Origin of the sequence: Paraburkholderia fynbosensis, assembly GCF_902859935.1 — a bacterium.
In the GTDB taxonomy this organism is placed as follows: Bacteria; Pseudomonadota; Gammaproteobacteria; order Burkholderiales; family Burkholderiaceae; genus Paraburkholderia; species Paraburkholderia fynbosensis.
In genome coordinates, this window is the sequence record NZ_CADIKI010000010.1 from 172409 (window position 1) to 193364 (window position 20956).

Genomic DNA, 20956 nt, shown 5'->3' on the forward strand with positions numbered 1-20956 from the left:
TCATGGATATTCGCAAACTACAACGCGTGATCGTCGACGCCCTCGAAGACGTCAAGGCGCAAGACATCAAGGTGTTCAACACCAGCCACCTGACCGCGCTGTTCGATCGCGTGATCGTCGCGAGCGGCACCTCGAACCGGCAAACCAAGGCGCTCGCGTCGAGCGTGCGCGAAAGCGTGAAGGAAGCCGGCGGCGACATCGTCAGCACCGAGGGCGAGGACATCGGCGAATGGGTGCTGGTGGATTGCGGCGACGCAATCGTCCACATCCTGCAACCGGCGCTGCGCCAGTACTACAACCTCGAGGAAATCTGGGGTGACAAGCCGGTGCGCATCAAGCTGTCCACGCCCGATCCGTTCGGCGGCGCGCGTTCGAGCGAGCCCGACGACGAGGACGAAGAAGACGAAGATACGCCGGCCGTGAAGAAGCCCGCGCGCAAGAGCACGGCTCGTCGCAAGTAAGCCGGCTTTGCTGGCTGGCAACTCGTAGACCTCGGTTCGCGATTCCTTCGTTCATTGCCTCGCTAATGAAACTCCACATCCTCGCCGTCGGCCACAAGATGCCGGACTGGATCGCCACCGGCTTCGACGAATACGCGAAGCGCATGCCGCCCGAGCTGCGCATCGAACTGCGCGAGATCAAGCCCGAGCAGCGTTCGTCCGGACGGTCGGCGGAAAGCGTGATGGCCGCCGAGCGGCAGAAGATCGAAGCGGCGTTGCCGAAGAACGCCCGCATCGTCGCGCTCGACGAACGCGGCAAGGACTGGACCACGATGCAGTTGGCCAATGCCCTGCCGACCTGGCAGCAGGACGGCCGCGACGTGGCCTTTCTGATCGGCGGTGCCGACGGGCTCGATCCCGACCTGAAGGCGCGCGCCGATATGCTGTTGCGCGTGTCGAGCCTGACCTTGCCGCACGCGATGGTGCGCGTGCTGCTCGCCGAACAGCTTTACCGCGCGTGGACCATCACGCAAAATCACCCCTATCACCGCGTGTGAGCAGACGCGGTGGCCGAGCGGGCGCGCGGTTTTGGCGCGTTGCCGTTGAGGGCATGTTGCCGGCCCCGTTGCAGGTCTTCGTTGCCGTCCTGGTTATCCGCGTCGGTCGACGTGCATGGCCGATCGTTTGCGTCGACTCGTGCTGCAGAATGCGTGATCGATGCACCCGCTCGACGCCCGCCCTGCGCGCCCGCGGCGCGATCATCTCCCGCTCCTCACCCATTCCCAGCAATCCGCTTCATCGAGACCGTTCATGCCCACGCCCGCCGCCTCGCTGCATCCGCTCGTCTACCTCGCATCGCAAAGCCCACGCCGCCAGGAGTTGCTGCAACAGCTCGGCGTGCGTTTCGAACTCCTGCTGCCACGCCCCGATGAAGATGCCGAAGCGCTCGAAGCCGAGCTGCCCGGCGAATCCGCGCACGACTACGTGCAGCGCGTATGCATTGCCAAGGCACACGCCGCGCGTGCGCGGCTCGCGGCCGGCGGTCATGCGGCGCGGCCGATCCTCGTGGCCGATACGACCGTCACGATCGACGACGCGATCCTCGGCAAACCCGTCGATGCCGACGATGCCGTCGCGATGCTCACCCGTCTCGCGGGCCGCGCTCATGAAGTGCTGACCGCCGTTGCCGTGATCGACGCTGAGGGCGCGTTGCTGCCCGCCGCGCTATCGGTATCGAAGGTGCGCTTTGCTGCACTGCACGCAGACGCACTCCGTCGTTACGCGGCGAGCGGCGAGCCGCTCGGCAAAGCCGGCGCCTATGGCGTGCAGGGACGCGCCGCGGAGTTTATCGAACATATCGACGGGTCCTATTCAGGTATCATGGGTTTGCCGCTTTTTGAAACCGCTGCCCTCCTGCGTGCAGCGCGCATCGACTTCTAAAATAACACCATGAATGAAGAAATCCTGATCAATGTCACGCCGCAGGAAACGCGAGTCGCGCTCGTCCAGCAAGGCGCCGTCCAGGAACTTCACGTCGAACGAACGCTGTCGCGCGGACGCGTCGGCAATGTCTATCTCGGCAAGGTCGTCCGCGTGTTGCCGGGCATGCAATCCGCCTTCATCGACATCGGTCTCGAACGCGCCGCGTTTCTGCATGTAGCCGATATCTGGCACCCGCGCATTGCCGGCGAGCCGCAACATCAGGCGCCGCATCAGCCCATCGAAAAGATCGTCTTCGAAGGCCAGACGCTGATGGTGCAGGTCGTGAAGGACCCGATCGGCACCAAGGGCGCGCGGCTCTCCACGCAAGTGAGCATTGCCGGGCGCACGCTCGTGTATCTGCCGCAGGAGCCGCATATCGGCATCTCCCAGAAGATCGAGAGCGAGGCCGAGCGCGAAGCGGTGCGCGCGCGTCTGACCGCCGTGCTGCCCGCCGACGAGAAAGGCGGCTACATCGTGCGCACGATTGCCGAAGATGCGACTAGCGAAGAGCTTGCCGGCGACGTCGCGTATTTGCGCAAGACCTGGGCGACGATCATTTCGCAAGGTCAGCGTATGCCGCCGACCAGCCTGCTGTACCAGGATCTGAATCTCGCGCAACGCGTGCTGCGCGATTTCGTCAACGATGAAACCTCGCGCATTCAGGTCGACTCGCGCGAGACGCATCAGATGCTCGCCGACTTCGCGGCGGAGTTCACGCCGGCGGTATCGTCGAAACTGCATCACTACACCGGCGAGCGGCCGCTCTTCGATCTCTACAACATCGAAGCCGAGATTCAGCGCGCGTTGTCGCGCCGCGTCGATCTGAAGTCCGGCGGATATCTCGTGATCGACCAGACCGAAGCGATGACCACCATCGACGTGAACACCGGCGGCTACGTCGGTGCGCGAAACTTCGACGATACGATCTTCAAGACCAACCTCGAGGCCGCGCACACGATCGCACGGCAATTGCGGCTGCGCAATCTGGGCGGCGTGATCATCATCGATTTCATCGATATGGAAAACGTCGAGCATCGCGACCAGGTGCTCGGTGAGTTGAAGAAGGCTTTGTCGCGCGATCGGACGCGAGTGACGGTGAATGGCTTCTCGCAACTCGGGCTGGTGGAGATGACGAGAAAGCGTACGCGCGAGTCTTTGGCACACGTGCTGTGCGAGCCGTGCCCGGTTTGTCAGGGTAAGGGGCAAGTCAAGACGCCGCGAACGGTTTGCTATGACGTGCTGCGCGAGATTCTCCGCGAGTCGCGGCAGTTTAATCCGCGCGAGTTTCGTGTGGTGGCGTCGCAGCAGGTGATTGATCTGTTTCTTGAAGAAGAGTCGCAGCATCTGGCGATGCTGATTGATTTCATTGGCAAGCCGGTATCGTTGCAGGTGGAGTCGAATTTGAGTCAGGAACAGTACGATATTGTTTTGATGTAGCTTTGGTTGCTCTGGGTCACTGATACCCGGTCGCGGGTGAGTCGGAATACCAGTACACTGAGCAGCACAAACGGACCGCCGGCACACACCGGCAAGAGAAAGCCGACACGCAATGGTCGGCTTCTTTTTATTTGCTTTGAGCTACTGAGCATAGCCAGCCTATATCGCCAACAACTCCCCTTCTCGATCCGCCAGTTTACGCCGCCATAAGCTACGGGACCTGTCTGTTAGTAATTCTGAACGTAAAACAGACGCGTCGCAGCGGGGGATGATGTACAGCAAAGGATCTATACGAAGGCGGCCGCATCTTCTCAGCTCAGAACAGATGCAAGCGGTTGCAGAAGCAAGACGCTCTCCCAACGCACGTACGCCGACGGCCGTGGGATGCCGCGCTCGTCCAGCGTGTCCGCTCGTTTACGGGCCGAATCTTCATTGGCACCCAGCGATTGGGAAAGGATGGCGCCGACCTTTGAGGTCATACAGACCTTGCAGTCCATGGTTCGCGGCGAGCGTGTCGTGTTAATCGCCGAGCAATCCCGCATTGAGTGCGATAACGATAGGGAGCAGAACCCTACACCGCTCGGCGATGCGCTCCTTGCCTGAGCCCACCTGATCAGCAGGATATCGTTTTTCGGCGGCAAGGTCACCGCTCTAACTGGTCGCACTCTGTTCTCCCACCTTGGGATCCAAGAACGCTCTGAACAGCTTCGATCCGTGAACCTACGTTGAGCTTTTCAAAAATGTTCTTCAAATGCCACTTGACTGTCTCCGGCGCTAGTTTCAGCGATCGACCGATTTCCTTGTTCGAAAGACCGCGAGCTACGTAGCGGACTATTTCAAATTCCCTTGCACTGAGAACATCCGGCGACGTCGTCACCGGCCGAACTGGTTCATGAGACGCAGGTGGCACATTGTCGAGTTCATCGAAAGCTGCCAGCAATCGATCGACATATGCCATTTGGGAAGTAGAGACATTCCCTGAGGATCGGCGAAACCGCTGCAGCAACGTGCGCATCGGCGGCCCTTCATCTACGAAGCTATTAACCATGCCAATCGCTTCTCCAACCAGCAATGCGTGGTCGAGTGCAGCAAGCGCATCGCCGGAAGCGTTACATTGCTCGAACGCGCGGGCAAGCAGCAAGGAAACGATAGCCTCCGAATAGCGCCAACCCATAGCACCCAGCTTATCAAGCAGAAGCGTAAGAAAAATAACAGCCTTGTCAGCAAGATCCTCCGCAATGAGAACCCTCGCCCGCACGAGGCAGTAGCTTGTCCAGGTTTCCAAAGCGGCCCCCGTGCGCCCTTCCCACATCTTTGGCAAGCTCAGGCCCAGTTCTCTGGCGATCTGGCTGGCCCGCGCAACGTTGCCCTCCTCCAGAAGCAATTTCACAATTTCAGCATCGCACGCCACCCTGAGTCGTGGCCATCGTCGGGTGATCGCGACTTGCCGACTGCCTTCGAGAACGGTCAATGCGGAATCTGTCTCTCCGCTGCGGCACTTCAGCCGTGACACAGAAAGCGTATGTTGCACCAGCGCACCTAGCGGCGCCGCATCCAATACGAGGGTCGCGCGACCCGCGACTATCTCCCTTGCTTGCGGAAGTTCGTTGCACTCATAGTAAATCGATGCCAGGCAACCGGCCAGCCAGTTTGCGCCGGCCGATGACGCGCCCAGAACATTTTCGGCACGCTCAAACGTCTCCTCAAAAATCTGCCGTGCTTCAGACAACTCGCCATGTAAAAGGGCGGCAAGACCGTACATGGCGTCTCGAAACATATCCGAGTAGCCCGATCCTTGACAATACTCCACCCGGTCCTCGGCGACATTCCATATGCGACGTATTTGGCCAAACTCTCCCCTGTACATCAAACCAAAAAAATGCGCGGCTTGTACGTAACACTTTACCCATGGTGCCGAGGGTGCCGTTGAGGTCTCTACGACATGCACGAGTTCGAGCACACGCTCGCTATCGTCACTATTGCTGGCAATTAGCGCCCGGATTGCGCTAATCTCCACACCTGCAACTTCTGCGTTCATGTCGCCGTCATCGCGATGCCCACGATTAAATTCCTCAACAAGAGCATCAATTTCCCTCGTGGCGCGTGTCGTCTGAAGCGACAATGCGAGCGCCCACGCTTTCGCGAGGCGCAAACGTAATCGTCGCTGGAGAACATCCGTTGGAAGCTTCTTAATCCAGCCGAGCAGTGTGCACGGATCACCGCGCTCCAACATCTCCATTGCACAATGCTCGGCCCACTGCGCCGCCTGCTCGAATTCGCCCGCAGCCAAAGCGTGTGTGACTGCCTCGGGCCAGAGACGTGCACCCGCAAACCATTGGCACGCACGTTGATGCAGCACGGCAATCTTTTGCGGCATCTGATGAACAAGACGCCGTCGAAGTGCATCGGACAGGAGCACGTGACAGCGATACCAGTCCCGTGTCTGATCCAGCGGCTGGATAAAGACGCTATGTCGTTCGAGCCATTCAAGCTTTTGCCCGCTTCCGCCCTCGCCGCCCATGATGGCATCGCACACGGGAGCAGTGAGCCGATCAAGAATCGACGTGTATAGCAAAAACTTAAGCATCACCGGCGGCAAATGCGCGAGCACCGTATCGTTCAGGTAGTGGTCGATTCCAGAACAGGTTCCTGCAAGGTTATTGGCGATCTCAGTTGCGTCACCCATCTGACCTGCTGCAAGGGAAACCAATTGCAAGCCGATCACCCACCCTTCAGTCGCCTGATTCAAAAGTTCAATACTGCTTTGGTCGAGCGGCACTATGCCTGCCTGAGCGAAAAATTCCCGTGCATCGTCCATCGAGAATCGGAGATCGTCGGCACCGATACGTATTAGCTTCTCGGGTGTTCTGAGTTGACCAAGTGTCAAGCCCGGCTCACCGCGCGCGCCCAGTAACACATGCATGTTTTCGGGTGCATAACGCAACAGCCGGGAGACAGTGGCAAGAACAGAATCCGTGTTCAGGCGGTCGACGTCATCCAGCACGAGGAAAGCGCTCCGGCCGTACGCAGCAATCCCGTTCAGAAGTACCGAGATGACAGTCCTGATAGGCGTGCTCGCATCGTTATCCAGGAGTTGTTGCGCCTGCTGGGCGATGCTGTCGGACGTTCTGGAGAATGCAGCTACCAGATATGCGCCGAACTGCTGAGGATCGTCGTCTTCTTCGTCGAGGCTCAGCCATGCAACAGGATGCTTTTTTTTCAACGCCACTTCTCGCCATTCAGCAAGCAATGTTGTCTTGCCGAAACCCGCAGGTGCGGTCACGACGGTCACGCTGCGAGATGGTCTCTCATCAAGCTGACTGAGCAACGCAACACGTCGCACATAGCCTGACGGAATCCGTGGCGGGATCATTTTAGTCTGGATCAACGACATGTTCCACTCGCGACCAGTACCGTCTGAACTTGCGCCCATGAAATATCTCTCTCTTTTCCCATCGACTGGCCGTGCGAAACTTCAATTGCTTCCCACGGTACTTTTTATACGAGTGCGAAACCCGTACGCGGCGGCCTTTCATTTTTACAATAAAGCACGAGCGAAGTAACAATCCACCTATTTTTGGGATATGTTTATCGAGATAACAATCGACGAAAACGCTACTACTCAAGCCACTCACTATCGTAGTCGATTAGTATGCCGAAATCTCCTTCAATCACAACCCCAACTCCTACGCGGTTGCCATGACGCGACATCACACGAAGGAGGCTCGTCCTGATCGTTCCGTCGCGACCGGCTCCGCTCATCGACGAGCGCCAATGCGACATTCTTGTGACGAGTCCGCAGAGCAACCCAGCTTCCCGACCCGTCTAGCAAAGCAGCATTTTCTTCCGGACGACACCGGATCTCGCACCGCATTCGCGCTTTCGCAGTGAGGTCGGCAGTAGCTTCACGCGGTTGACGTTTCCAGCAGTACCGAGAGCTCCTTCAGGGCGTTGTTCCGCAGGCGTAGGCCGTTTTTGTGGCAGGCAGGACCGCACCAACGAAGGTCCACCTATACAAAAGCCGCAAGCTTTACAACTCGCCTTTTCCCCAACACCGAGCGGTAGCATCAATCGTGTGCACATGCGCCGACGGCCAATCTGATGTCGCTTGCGACGCATCAGTCGCGCCAACACCGGCGCTCAGAGAGACGGAGATTCCGATATCAGTTCGTCGATTCCGCGCATCAGCGACGCGTCCGCTTCGCTTACTAGCTGCGTCCGGTAAGACCCGGCCGATCGCGCGAGGCCAACAATTCGTACCTGCTGAGGGACAGGCAATACATGCATACGATCGACCATTACGCTGCGCACAGCGAGTCCACTTTGTTGAGCATGCCACCAAAAACTTTTATACAACCTGATCTGATTCAGGCGCACATCAAACGCATCCGACCGCCGCGCTCGCCATTTTCGCTTGGAATGCAGACGAGTGCGTCCGTCGGCTCTCATCGTCATTTTCCTGTCCGACCGTCCGAATTTACGCGGCCGAGGTCAATCCGCCTGGATATGTGTCAATAATTCACAATGCACTTCGGGAGACCGCCTATCATTTTTTAAGAAGATTCGCGAGTGCCACGCTTTTAACCAATGAGTTCCGTTTGGATCAGCGGTTTTTTTCCACAATCACCGGTCGACGACGGAAAGACGGAGGAGGGCCGCCGGTATGGCCTTTTTGACTGCCGCGCAATCCTGTCAACGTGGTCGCGTCTTATGGGACATTGCTCTGCGAAGATCGAGTTGGGCCCGCCTCAGCGGGGCATAACGCGCGGGACCAGGTCAATTACTCCAATGACAGACAGACTGGTTTGAGCTTGCTTCGAGGTACTCTGACCGGATGGGGGCTACGCAAATGCACGAAACGAACGCAAAAATCTCTTATAAGCAGTTGCTCGACGACTTGCAAACTTCCTCCACGCTGATTGGCAAGTCCAAGTCGGGTCTATTAGGTCATTCCTCGACTGCTTGTCTCAAAGTACAAGATGCCTCTCCTCCGGATACGCTTACGGATCGTACTGAGGTCGATCACCTCAACATCGTCGATCAGCTTGAGCGCGGATTGGAACGGAACGAATTCATGCTCGTTTTCCAGCCAAAACTGCGAGTGCCAGAGGAAAGACTATGTGGTTTTGAGGCCTTGTTGCGCTGGCGTCATCCCGTCCACGGTATCTTGACACCTACATCGTTCATCCAGACCGTAGAAAGCTCCGGCCTATCGGGGCGTTTTACAGATTTTCTTTTGGAAAAATCTGCAGAGACGCTCTCTGACTGGGCTGCGTGCAAATACACTACGCTGTCGCTCACAATCAGCCTTTCGCCCCAGGAATTAACGCGAGGGAATCTGCCAGGAAAGTTGGTCGCGTTGCTCGCTTCTCATGCCGTTGACCCGACAAAACTGGAAGTGCAGTTGAAGGAGTCCACGGAATCCGGGCCGCTCGATGTGCTTTTGGCTGCAGTCGATTCAATACGTGAAACGGGCGTTCGAGTTGCGATTGGCGACTTCGGAGCTGGAGGCTGGTCACCATCCATCTTGCATCGGCTGGAAGTCGATGTTCTAAAAATCGACCGATCATTGATTAGCCGGGTTCCCGGAAGTTCAGAGGCAACGAACGTCCTGGAAGTACTTATTCGATTTGGTCAACGCCTTGGGAAGCAGATTGTTATCGACGGCATCGAAAACGAAGCGCAGCTCAGGTGGACAAAGAACATGGCAAATGTCGACTGCCAAGGTTCTTATATTTGCATGCCAGTTCATGCTGCGCAGATCGATGATCTTGTCGCGGGGCACGGCCTCGCAACGAGTTCACGATAGGTCTGACTGTGGCAACGCTCGCGGCCGTTCAGAACTCGTATTCATATCGGAATGATCTCCTTGCGACGCAAAATTTCAGTTTTCCCATTCTGGATTCTAACCGGTACGTTGAAGCGCCGCATCGACAGGTATAGATAGTTCAGTAGTCAATTGAATGACGTCGACCATCCGACACGATACTAGACTGTCTGACAATTGAATTTCCTGCGGCCCTCACTGCGGTCAATACCGATATTTATGACAATTTTGTATGACATCATACCGAACAGAACATTTCATATAAATTCGATATAAAAAAGGGAAATCTGCAGGCTTAATCTGTGGTTCAACATTCCTTCCACGCACAGAAATATCTATGAGCCCATCCAGTCTGATTGAAGTGACGAATTTGCACAACCGCGCCGGTCTTACGCGTAACAGTCACTTCCGCCTGCAACCGTTTCGCCTTACCGCTTCGCTGCGAAAGCTGTTCGCTATCCTTTTTGCACAATAGATTTTCTGATTGATTGTTTACGGCTACCGTTGCGCGGCCGCCGAAACTGTTAATCAATCCAGCCTTGACGGTACCTCCGGATGAACTCCTTACACCCCTGAATAGTGCTATCTGCAATGTTGGTTTTGTATTGCACCGTTGTTGCGTGGTTTGACTAGGGGGCTGCTGAAATGTACCGAAGTGTTTTCCGCCACTGTGTCGTGCTCGGCCAGCCGTTGCCCTGACATCCGGTTGACGCCACAGACCCAATTCGGGCTCGCGTTCGGGTATTACAACGAGCGCCATTCTCCTGGCGCGAGTTCAGCGGCAGCGTCGATTGTCACAGATCGTCGCACGGGGGCCCATTTGACCGCATAGACATCAGCGCAGGATCGGCACCATGGAACCGATCGATGATCACTATAGGGCGCCATCAGCGCCGTCCAGTGGAGCTAGTTTTAACTTTGCCAAGTGGGCACGCTTCATCCCTTTTTTGAGCGGATCGCCCGTGACCGACCGGAGGGTCGACTCGTCTGCATATCGTCAGTCGCCGGCGGTAGAGGAGATCTAATCATCGGCACGGCGACATACTGAACTTGCAATAATAGTCGCCTGAGGAGCACATTTCTACGAGGGCATCGGCAATTGTCAACGCCTGCCGTTCAATGTCGGCAGTCCAACCCTCCGTCCTGGAGATAGTTGCGCGCAGGTCCTGACAACGCTGAAGAAGCAGCGACGGCCCGAGCACCGATAGCCCCCCCGCCACCCCGTGCGCCCACCTTCGAAGCTGCGCGACGCTTTGCGTCTTGACTACGGAATCCAGTTTCGCGACATCCAAATTTGTCTGTTCGACAAATGCCGCCGAATAATCGGTCGGCACAACGGGTAATCTGGGTACGACCGCCTTGTCGTCTGTTAGGGCATCGCGACCGTCTGGATTTGCCGCGGCATCGAGAACCCTCGTCAGTATCGACAGGGATACCGGCTTGGTGAGGTAGTCAGCGAATCCCCGCGCCCGGCCTTCAGCGATGTCGTCCGGATGAGCGCTCGCGCTGACGGCATAAATCGGCATTGAGAAGTTTTTGTTGCGAACTGCATCAATCAACTGAAACCCGCTCAGGACGGGCATATCGATGTCAGTGAGCACGATGTCCACCGACCGTTTCGAAAGCATCGACAGCGCCTCGCTACCATTGACGGCCTCGATCACGTTTGCACCCAAGGTGCTAAGCTGGTCACGCAACAAACTCCGATTCAATAGATTGTCTTCTGCAATCAGCACGGTCAATTTTTCGAAATTGCGTCTGGCGGGCCCTGCTTCTTTTGCTTTTTTTGTGAGCGTCCGGTCAAGGACAGCGGACTCCAGCATCTGCGTAGCCGTCCTGATTCCTGAGAGGCTGTAGACTGAAACTGCCACGCCACCGTTGTCGCTCGGAATCGGCACCAGAGGGCCATCCTGCCCCACCCACACAATACTGGCCGGATTTCCCCACCACCGAATGACATCAGCCGCGTCAAACTCATCCGCGACAAGCAGATAATCATAGCGACCATGATTAACGGCGTGACGTGTATCTGTAAAAACAGTCACGGTGGCCGCCTCCGGATCAAACAGATTTGTCAGCCATTCCCTATATTCGTTAGCGTGGCAAAGAATAGCCGGATTGTAATTCTGCAAAGTCCAGTCGGCTCCGTTTGGCGTGCCGTCCATCGAACGAAGCGGAAGCGTAACCGCGACGCGGGTTCCCGCTCCGACAGTGCTTTCCATCATGACGAACCCTCGCATCAACTCGCAGAGCCTCGCTGTAATGGACAGCCCAAGTCCGGTTCCTCTCGCTTGCCCAAGGCGATTGCTATCCCCCTGCATAAACGGCTGGAATAGTTGCGTTTTGAGCTCGTCCGGTATGCCGATGCCTGAGTCGGCAATGCTGATCGCCAGCGACGAGTCAATCCACTGCACCCGTACTACAATCTTTCCGGACTGCGTAAACTTAAAGGCATTGCTCAACAGATTGGTCACGATCTGGGATACACGTATCGGATCGAAAAGCAATCGTGAAGGCACGGCTCGATCGAGAACAACATAGAGTTTCAAGCCTTTCTTGACGGCGAGATGCGCATGCGAAAGGACAATGCGACCTATGAGATCGGTCACAGATCCCCATGCTTCATTAAGCCTCAATTCCCCCACATCGATTTTCGAAAAGTCCAGTACATCGTTCACGACGTGCAACAGCCCAGCAGCGGATATCTGCATGGCATGCACACGCGCCTCCTGCTCGGGCACCAGCGGTCCGAGCTTGAGCAGTTCGATGTTACCGACGAGCGATGCCAGCGGTGTGCGAATCTCATGGCTCATGGAAGCAAAAAAACTCACTTTTGCTTTCGCGGCGACTTCTGTGGTTTGCTTGGCTTCACGGAGCGCCTGTTCGGCGAGAACATGTTGAGTAGTATCGGCGATCGCGCAAAACAGAACATCTTCACGGTTGAGGATCGCCGGTGCGTAGGTAATCTCCAAATGCAAGCTATTCAGCCCTTCCCTCTCGATAGGGAATGCGAACTGGAAGATCTTCGCCCCTTCCGCTAGGGAGAAAGAGGTGTTATCGATGCCCTGTTTTTGAAATTCCCGGCTCAGTGCTGCTGGCAGTTTCATATTGGTGTTCGCGATTCTCAGCACATCACGCGCGATCTTGTTTGCCAGCACGATTTCCGAGCCGTCCTTCCGGACAATGCACAAACCGACAGGCGTTGCATGCACCAGAAGGTGATTGAGCAATTCGCTTTCAAGCGCGCGAGCAGCCTCCGCATAGGTCCGTGTCAAAAACTGATAGTTCCAGTAACGGAACATGGCAAGCAGGAGTATCACCAGCGCTGCTGTGGCGGAGAGCACCAGAATAAGTCCGCATCGCATCTCAGCGACCTGTTGGCGCAACGGCACAATGCGAAGGATATGCCCGAAACCAAACATGAGCGCCGGCCGTCGCATCACCCAGCCATAACTGGGAATCCAATGGAAGCGGCCAAACTGAAGCGTGCTCGCGCCTGTCCTTGTGTCTATCTCTGCCGCCTGCTCCGGCGCAACGAACCCGATAGCTACTGTCCCGCTATTCGTCACTACGACGGGATCGGAAATCGAGGTGTCGTCGGTGCCAGATTGAAAGACGTCTTTCAGATCTAGCGTGGTCACCACCATGGCGTAAAGCGCGCCATCCTTCAGGACAAGAGACGCCCCAATCATCCGCGACAAATCGCCTCCCGTTGTTTTGGGCGATCGCAGCCAGACGATGCGCTTTTCACGCGCAGCGATGAGCGGATCCAGTCCCAGGGAACGATATTTTTCAAGGACCGCGTCGACCACTTCTCGGGCTCTTCCCTGCGATGCCGAGTTGTAGGCACGTGGTGGTTGTGGTTGAAACGCGTGCCCATATATCCCGTGCCCATCCGTGAGAATCAACTCGAAGTTGAGATTCGAACCAGCCGCCAGAAAAAGCTGCACTGCCGCCGCGCAACTCGACATGAGGATCGACCGCGGCCCTTGCATGGGAACGCCAGCGACGCACTTGTCGTCGGCGTGGCGGGGTGTCTCAGGCAGGAGAACGCCGCTTGCCCGGAGCTCGACGATCACGCTGACGGTCGTGAGCAGGTTGTTTCGTTCCTGCAGCTCGTGGGTGAGATTCTGTATGGCTAGCCGCGTAGCCCTTTCCTCCTGGTCGAGCGAATCAGCCAGTCGCCCTGCGATCGTCACAACAGCTGCGGCAAACGCGCCGATAATCAACAGGATGATTACCATCGAAAAAACGCGCCGCTCCCGCTTTAAATTCCTTTCTATCGAATGGAAGGCATGTAGAGCAGGATCCCATGCACTCCTGGACATCAGTGGCATCAGGTCAGTCCCTGCTCTTGCGCATACTTCACCAGATCCGCGTTAGTCTCCACATGTAACTTGCGCATGGCCGAACGCTTTTGTGTAGCCACCGTGGTTGCTGTGCGATTGAGCTGTTGCGCGATCTGCGTGACAGACAGCCCCATACCAAACAGGCGGACAACCTCGAGTTCCTTCGGGGAGAGGTCCGGAGCGCTGAGAAATCCTTCCGCGGTATTGCCATCCTGAACGAGCCACTGGGTAATGCCTGGAGATAGAAATGTGCGTGCGTTCAAATGCGAACGCACCGTGACGCAAGCCTGTTCGATTACTGCCGATTCCTCGTCCTTACCCACGATGCCCGCGACGCCCATCTTGCAAAGCTTTTGCAATACTCCGCCGTTAGTGAGCATTGTAAAAACAATGATCGGCGTAGAAGGGTAATTCCGCCTGAGTCGCGCGATAAGGCGGAGTCCGTCTTCGTCGGCGGTGCCCCTCTGCATCGAGAAATCAGTAACGATCAGATCGCATTCGACTGCCGTGAGTATTTCCAGAAGCTCAGTCCCGGATTTAACGATCGCGGCGATTTTGAAGCCGGGAATCGCGTCGATTGTTTGGGCAACGGCCCTGCGAACGACCGCATGATCGTCCGCCACCACAACGTGGACAATGCGCGTAGAGTTCATAAGGATGACATACCGATTGAAAGTGCAATAGATTTCGTCGGATTGATGTTCTTCATCATGGCCCCCATTCGGCAACTCCGCGGAGCGGAATGGTGTCTGCGACGAGAGCGACTTCATAAGCCAGTACCGCCTGCAAGGAGACACCGCAAGTCGCGCGCAACGACGAACGTTCCGGCGACTGTGCAATCGCAGACCTTGTATCGTGACATGCCAGCTGTCGGATCAGGCGCTTCATCTGCACATGTATGGAGAATCATTTCTGCGGGGACGAGACAATCCGAAGGATGCGGTAGAGGGTCTATCCTGACATTCGACAAGTCTGCGAGCATTTCAAGCCGACTATGGTTGCCAACCCGCCGGCGAACATGGCGCAAATGCGAAGCATGGCACCGCAAGGAGCGACGCGGCGAGTCACCACGATAGCAGGACCGCACAGCGCGCCACCTGCCCACACGCGCTTTGCCTGCAAAAGTTAGCGGGCAAATTGGCAATTCAGCAGAAAGTCGCATGCGGGAACCTTGTGCATACTGATCGATTGTCCCGACCCGGGGCTTTCAGCATCCCGCCAGATGAATGACAACGTCGGTCTGACCTGCGGGCACCAACAGGTTAAAGCATGAGCGGATTCAAGAGATAGCGCTGCGTCAATGCCATGGTCGATATGTAGCCGCGAGAGGCCTGCGTGCGTTAAAGGCCGTTGAGTATTTCTTATCCACCAGTGAAGATGGCCAGCGAGCCGAAGTCACGCTGACACATACGGTGAGAAAGTACCTTCAAACTTCTTTCTTACCGAGATCTTTCACGCATTAAATGACCCGTACTATTGTGGCGTACGTCGAATTAATTTTTGTCACGAAATGTCAAGTTTTCGTCGACACTGACACGCTCCTACCGAACATGCGGTCTCGACACGATGGACCGTAAGGCGAAATCACCCGTGGAGAAAAATGCATTTGTCGAACGCGGGGGCCCGCTGTCAATCATCGGTTGTGTAGCGGCAGGAACGAACCGCGCGAGTTTTGTGGAGGCTCCTACTCTTGAGAGAATGGCGCCATGAACAAGAACGCAACCAAGCTTTCCCCGGAACTCCGGCAACGCGCAGCTTAAATCAACCGGCCTCCACGATTCCCGGCGCGATTCAGTTCTTCGAGCTCGGACCGCTTAAGTAGACGCAGCCGCCGTAAAAAGACAACCGCCCGGCAGAGACGGGCGGTCCTGATGATATTACCGCTCGCGCAACGCTTCTTTCCCCCTGTTCAGAGGCTTCATCAGATAGGCGAGTACGCTCTTGCGTCCGGTCTGGATGTCCACCGTTGCTACCATACCCGGCACGATTGAAAACATCTTCCCGGCCTTGTTCACGAGATGGTCGGCGTCCGTACGAATGTAGACGCGATAATAGTAAACATCCCGTTTGACATCGTCCTGAATTGTATCCGGCGAAATTACAGTCACCTTCCCCTTCAAGCCGCCGAAGATCGAATAGTCATACGCGGTAATCTTCACCGATGCGTCCTGCCCAGGATGCAGGAAGGCAACGTCGCGTGGTGAAATACGTGCCTCAACCAGCAACTTGTCATCCATCGGCACGATTTCCATCAGCTTCCCGTTCGGCGGAATAACGCCGCCCAAGGTGGTGATCGCAATATCTTTCACGATACCTCGAACCGGCGACGTAAAGGTCAAACGGGTAAGCGCATCCGCGCGCCCTCGTGTAACTGAGCGTTGCGTTTCAACTTCAGCATTCGCCTTTGCAAGTTCCTCCCGAGCCTTGACCAAGTAGTCATTGCGCAAGTCATTCTGCTTGCCTTCCAGCTCATTGATCTGCCGCTTAAGCCGCAAGACTTCCACCGCACTCGCGGCGCCCTGCGCCACCAGTGGCTCGGTCAGAGAAAGTTCGCGGCGCACTAGTACGAGAGTCTGTGATAGATCGTTGAGGCTGCTGGAAAGTCCATTACGCCGCGAACGATAGAGCTCGGTCTCGCTTCGAACCAGATTGGCATCTTCCTGGACATGCTCGGGAAATGTCAGCGGCGTACCATTCACTTCGGCCGCAAGCCGGGCTGCCATTGCCTCTGACGCACGCAGCTTCGATTCGCTTTCGTCGACGGTCGATTCGGTTCGTGTGCGGTCCAGTTGAGCCACTACCTGGCCGGCGTTCACGATATCGCCTTCCCTGACCGGCAGCTTCACCAGGATTCCCCCCTCCAGCGACTGAATGACCTGCTCCTTGGACGTCGGAACGATTTTGCCTGTCCCACTGGAGACCTCATCCAGGTTAAAAAACGCCGCCCACGCCAGAAACGTGACGATCAGCCCCGCGATCAACCATGTCACCAGCGACGACTTTGGCAACGGCGAATCCGACCGCGCAGCAATCGGATGCGCCGCAGGCACCGAGCCCGGCAACTTCGGCGCCACGCGGCGCGGACCACCCGGTACTTCACCATGCGCTGTCAACTGTGTCCGGTTAGCCGCGTCAGCCGACGGTCGGTTTCCTTCCGATTTCTTTTTAGTCCCGTCAGGCCGATTTTCAACTTCGCTCATCTGGACAGTGCTCCTAGTACTTTTTCCTTGCTGCCGTCCATGACGATCTGCCCGGCATCCACAACGATGACCCGATCAACCATCCTGAGAACCGACATGCGGTGAGTCGCCACGACGAACGTGCGTGGACCCAGCCACGCTCCCAATTCTTCGATGACGTGGCGCTCGCTCATTTCGTCGAAGCTCGCCGTTGGCTCATCGAGCAGCACGATCGACGGCTCCCGCAACAAGGTCCGCGCCAGCAGCAGCGACTGGCGCTGGCCGCCGGAGAGCCCCAATCCCCCTTCAAGGATCATCTCATCCAGACCATTGGGACGCGACTCGACGAATGCCATCGCACCGGTCATGCGGAGCACCTTCAGCACTGCCTCGTCTGTGGCAAGCGGCATGCCAAGCACAATGTTGTCTCGGACCGTTCCATGGAACAGTCGCGCGTTCTGGGTCAATAGGCCCATGTCTCGTCGCACGTCAGCTGGATCAATCAGTCCCAGCTCCGTGCCGTCCAACGTAATGCGTCCCTGCTGGGGCGCTTGCAGTCCAGCAAGCATTTGCAACAGCGTCGACTTGCCCGCGCCCATACGACCGAGCAGCGCAATCTTCTCCCCTTTGCCGATATGCAGCCGTCCGATCGACAGCGCCGGCGCCTTATCGTCCTTGCCATACTGGAAGCGCGCACCCTCGATCAAGTATTCGCCGCGCAGCGAAGACCGCTGAACCAGTTTCGATCGATCCGGCTGATCGACCGGACGTGCCATCAGCTCGTCCAGGCCTTTGCGGGCTACCTTAGCCTGCTGCCACCGCGCAAAGATAGAAGAGAGTTGGGCCAGCGGCGAAATCATCCGTGAAGCGAGAATCGACGTGGCCACGAGAGCGCCCGTTGTCATTTCGCCTTTCATCACCAGAAAGCTTCCGCACAGAAGCACCAACGCGTAAGTAATGCTCTGCACTTCCTGCGTCCACGTCATCAGCAGGCTGGTCAGAAAACGCTGACGCATGCCAACGCCCGCGGCCACGCTGTTGACGTTATTCCACTGATTCTGGAAACGTGGTTCCGCACGAAGCAACTTGATGTCTTCAATACCTTGCACAGCCTCCACGAGCATCGCGTTCCGTAACGCCGACTCGCGCATGCCCTCATTCGACAGACGAGCCAGCGGACGTTGGATCAACAGCCCAGGGACGACGAGAAGGGGCACGGCTGCGAGGGCCACGAAAACGAGCGGGCCGCCGACTGCCCACAACACAACCAGAAATAGCACAAAGAATGGCAGATCGGCGAGAGCTCCGACCGTCGTCGACGTCAGCAACTCGCGCACCTGATCGAGTTCACGGACCTGGGCAATGAAGCTTCCTGTGGACTTCGAGCGAGCATCGTTCCGTATCCTTAGCGCGTGCCCAAACACGACGTCAGATATCTTCAGATCGGCGCGCTTTCCGACGACATCGGACATATGGGTCCGTGCTACGCGGAGGCCAAATTCAAATGCAATCGCAATCATCACTCCGCCAAACAGTACCCATAGCGTGGGTTCCGACTGCGACGGCACCACACGATCATAGATCTGCATCGAGAAGGTCATGCCGGCCAGCGCAAGCAGGTTGGCAAAGAGCGACGCCAGGATGACGTCACCGTAGCGGCGCCAGTCGCGCAGAGCGATCTCCCAGAACCAGTTCGCCCGGTACGGTCGGATATAGTCGTCCACCCGCGCATCCGCAACCGAATTCTGGGGCCGAAGGATCGCGATGCGCTTTGCGCGCGAGCGAACGTCATCGATCGACATCGCTGTTTCAAGCCCGATATCACCACTGATCAGCACACCAAATTTCCCGTGCCCGTCGGATGTGTGCACCACCCCCACGGAGCCGTCATGGCATTCAATAACGAGAGGCAAGCGCCATGGGTCAAGTTGATCAACAGAGAACGGGCGTAGACGCAGTTCAAGTCCTGCCTGTCGGGACATACGCTCAAGTACCTGATCGATCGGCGCGCCCTGTTCCCAGGCTAACGAAACGCGCACGCTCTCGGCAGAGGCTGAGAGTCCGTAGTGGCGTGCAACGGCAAGCATTGCATCCAGCCAACGTGTATATTGAATGGGCAGACTCATGGAAGCACATCCATCCCTTGCACAACGGTTTTGTTAAGGCCATAGAACTCACGACCGGCTCCTGTAGCGGCGACGTAGCCAACCAAGTTGATCCAGAAATCATGCTTGACTGATTCCTCGTCAGAAACTGCCTGGAAAAACTCCTGCTCCGCGTTGAGAAGATCCAATATCGAACGCGTGCCAAGCTTGTATTGTTCGCGATAAAGATTCCGTGCTTCCGTAATGCTTCGCTTGCGCCTCTCCAGAACGCCGAATCGGCCTTTAGCACCAATCGCGAGTTCTCTGAAGCTGCGCGCGTCGTCGCTACCGTTGAGGCGCGCGACCTGAACCCGCGAACGTGCAGAAGCGAGCGCATTATCCGCTGCCTTTATCTGTGCGCTCAGTGCACCACCCTGAAAGACCTTCCAGGACACGTCAAGCATGATCGACCTATAGGAGCCATCGGGCACATAGGTCGACGGATTCACGCCACTAAGACTTTTATTTTGCGAGATATCAAGCGTAAGTGTGGGCCAGCGCTGCGCCTTGGCAACGTCAAGCTGTGCAATAGCCGACCTCATGTCTGCTTTGGCGGCTAGCACATCCGGTATGCCGTCGGTATTTGGGTCTGGATTCAGCGCCACCAGCGCGGCCTTATCTTCCGGAAGCGATGCGATCGTGCCGGCGAACCGACCACCGAGCAATGTACGCAAATGTTCAAAGGCCTGCGCTTTTTGCGCGCTTACCTGCAGCAGGTCCGCCCGCGCACTCTGGACTCGCGATTCAGCCTGGATAGGATCAGAGCGCGTACTGACTCCTGCGTCAGCCCGACGCTGCGACATAAGAAGCACCTTCTCAACAGCCGCAACCTGTTCCTTCGCAATCTGCTCCAGCACCTGATAACGGTGTGCGTTGACCACTGCCCCGGCGGTTTGCTGCGCGATCGTATCGATCTGCTTGAGAACGGTGGCCTGTTGGCGGCTTACGCCGGCCTTCGCCTGGTCAACAGCGCCAGATACCTTGCCAAAGTCGAACAGCATCTGGGAAACCGAAACGCTCGTGCTATTGCCCGTACCCGTCAAGGTGGAATTGCCACCGCCAAGCCCTGCTGTGATCTGGGGAAAGTATCCTGCGCGCGCAACGTCGATGGCGCTGGTTGATTCAGCCAGTGTCGCAATCGTGTCGGCAATTGATGGATGACGGTTAACCGCGATGGCGACAGCGTGATTTAAATCCAATTCTCGATCTAATATATCGGCATCCAGATTAACTTCCGCCTGATCGCCAGCGATCTGCTTCTCGAGTGTTGCGGGGTCCAGCCGATTGGCACCCCAGTCAAACTTGCCGGAGGGAGCACGAGGCTGACCCGGAGCCTCCGCCATAACAGGCCCGGAGCAAAGAACGAAACACAGGCATGCTGCACCCGACAAATTCAAATACACAAAAACTCCTTACCGATGCGTCGCCAGGAAATCGTCAAACACGTGGCGCAAAGACTAATTAGCAACGGACTACGCTGTTGTAGTAAAACTGAGGTGTGACAATGCGGTCGGATTCTCGAAAACCTCTTTGATCGAGCTATCAGCAGGAGAAGATATCCCGTAGACGCCTGGGAATCGGGGCAAAAGTTGTGTTGCCGCCACTGGGCTCGGCTAATGGTCTTTGATGCTGCGGAGGGACATGTATTCATGCCGCCGCGTGTGGTGCCCTGACGCCCCGCCCACTCAATATAAATCACGAAATGTTTATGTGAAGCTCACGTCCGCCAATCGCATTGTGACTCTATTCCGGAGCGCGCTCTATAGAACACGTTCGATTTCTCGGTCCGAAGTACGTTATGAACCTTGCCTGTGGTCTGCCGATTCAAGCTGTCCGTCCTGCCGCAGCGGCCAGAGCGAAAAACGACAAGCGCCATGCGCGCCGGCAGTGGCGCGTGGCTACGCGCCGGATTGCCTGATGCAGAAAGAACCTTCGATGAGATGTCGTGTGCGATACAGAGGTTTGTTTAGCGCACGTCGCATGCGCCGACTCGCTATACGCCAACGCACAATCATATAGCCGGTGTCGCAAGCTTTATCGGCCACGAGGTTTGCGGGTTACGGGCTCAGGAAGAACCACACTATCACCGGATTGTCCC

11 protein-coding genes are annotated in these 20956 nt (G+C 56.8%); 5 read left to right on the forward strand and 6 right to left on the reverse strand.

From position 1 onward, the window contains the following. Positions 1 to 2: 2 nt before the first annotated feature. The 4 genes from rsfS to rng all read left to right on the forward strand — a co-directional run bounded on the left by rsfS (position 3) and on the right by rng (position 3359). Complete coding sequence (gene rsfS / locus HV770_RS18445; protein WP_175161808.1) at positions 3 to 461, forward strand: ribosome silencing factor; 459 nt, start codon at positions 3 to 5, stop codon at positions 459 to 461. 65 nt (positions 462 to 526) lie between these two features. After that, positions 527 to 997, forward strand: a complete 471-nt coding sequence (gene rlmH, locus HV770_RS18450) for a 23S rRNA (pseudouridine(1915)-N(3))-methyltransferase RlmH (RefSeq protein ID WP_042327538.1) — start codon at positions 527 to 529, stop codon at positions 995 to 997. Positions 998 to 1250: 253 nt separating this feature from the next. Beyond that, complete coding sequence (locus HV770_RS18455; protein ID WP_175161810.1) at positions 1251 to 1880, forward strand: Maf family protein; 630 nt, start codon at positions 1251 to 1253, stop codon at positions 1878 to 1880. Positions 1881 to 1889: 9 nt separating this feature from the next. Then, the gene (rng, locus tag HV770_RS18460; RefSeq protein ID WP_168661161.1) at positions 1890 to 3359 is read left to right on the forward strand and encodes a ribonuclease G; all 1470 of its coding nucleotides are present in this window, start codon (positions 1890 to 1892) and stop codon (positions 3357 to 3359) included. A gap of 643 nt (positions 3360 to 4002) precedes the next feature. Here rng and HV770_RS18465 read toward each other — a convergent pair. Further along, entirely contained in the window at positions 4003 to 6753 is a 2751-nt protein-coding gene (locus tag HV770_RS18465; protein WP_246290988.1) for a winged helix-turn-helix domain-containing protein, read from the reverse strand. A gap of 1455 nt (positions 6754 to 8208) precedes the next feature. Between HV770_RS18465 and HV770_RS18470 the strand changes: the two genes are divergently transcribed. Continuing rightward, positions 8209 to 9168, forward strand: a complete 960-nt coding sequence (locus tag HV770_RS18470) for an EAL domain-containing protein (RefSeq protein ID WP_175161814.1) — start codon at positions 8209 to 8211, stop codon at positions 9166 to 9168. A 1043-nt stretch (positions 9169 to 10211) separates the two neighbouring features. Here the strand turns inward: HV770_RS18470 and HV770_RS18475 are convergent. The 5 genes from HV770_RS18475 to HV770_RS18495 all read right to left on the reverse strand — a co-directional run bounded on the left by HV770_RS18475 (position 10212) and on the right by HV770_RS18495 (position 20261). Next, positions 10212 to 13430, reverse strand: coding sequence for an ATP-binding protein (locus tag HV770_RS18475; protein ID WP_246290990.1), 3219 nt, complete (start codon positions 13428 to 13430; stop codon positions 10212 to 10214). A gap of 92 nt (positions 13431 to 13522) precedes the next feature. After that, positions 13523 to 14188 carry a response regulator gene (locus HV770_RS18480; protein WP_175161964.1) on the reverse strand — a complete coding sequence of 222 codons (666 nt, stop codon included), beginning with the start codon at positions 14186 to 14188 and terminating at the stop codon, positions 13523 to 13525. Between the two features lie 1224 nt (positions 14189 to 15412). Next, positions 15413 to 16735 carry a beta-barrel domain-containing protein gene (locus HV770_RS18485; RefSeq protein WP_175161817.1) on the reverse strand — a complete coding sequence of 441 codons (1323 nt, stop codon included), beginning with the start codon at positions 16733 to 16735 and terminating at the stop codon, positions 15413 to 15415. Further along, positions 16732 to 18840: a type I secretion system permease/ATPase gene (locus HV770_RS18490; RefSeq protein WP_175161820.1), complete on the reverse strand. Its 2109-nt coding sequence runs from the start codon at positions 18838 to 18840 to the stop codon at positions 16732 to 16734. The genes HV770_RS18485 and HV770_RS18490 overlap by 4 nt, the downstream gene beginning before the upstream one ends. Next, positions 18837 to 20261 carry a TolC family outer membrane protein gene (locus HV770_RS18495; protein WP_175161822.1) on the reverse strand — a complete coding sequence of 475 codons (1425 nt, stop codon included), beginning with the start codon at positions 20259 to 20261 and terminating at the stop codon, positions 18837 to 18839. The genes HV770_RS18490 and HV770_RS18495 overlap by 4 nt, the downstream gene beginning before the upstream one ends. Between the last annotated feature and the right edge of the window lie 695 nt (positions 20262 to 20956).